Annotated in this window: 1 protein-coding gene; it reads left to right on the top strand. The window is 67.9% G+C overall.

The genetic code is table 11. The features are described 5' to 3' along the window. On the top strand, positions 1–293 hold a 293-nt coding region (locus ACLQ2W_RS33965), incomplete at both ends, for a beta-ketoacyl synthase N-terminal-like domain-containing protein (RefSeq protein ID WP_425791998.1).

Consider the following 293-nt stretch of genomic DNA (forward strand, 5'->3'; position numbering starts at 1 on the left):
AGTCCGCGGGAGGCTGTGGCGATGGATCCGCAGCAGCGGTTGTTGTTGGAGGTTTCCTGGGAGGCGTTGGAGCGGGCCGGGATCGACCCGTCGGGGCTACGCGGCTCGGACACCGGCGTGTATGTGGGCGCCACCGGGCAGGACTACATTTCGGTGATCGGCGACGCGCAGAGCGGTAGTGAGGGACACCTGCTCACCGGCAACGTGGCGAGTGTCATGTCGGGGCGGGTGGCGTACGCGCTGGGTCTGGAGGGTCCGGCGGTGTCGGTGGATACGGCGTGTTCGTCGTCGTT

The organism is Micromonospora sp. DT227 (assembly GCF_049841835.1).
Taxonomy (GTDB): Bacteria; Actinomycetota; Actinomycetes; order Mycobacteriales; family Micromonosporaceae; genus Micromonospora.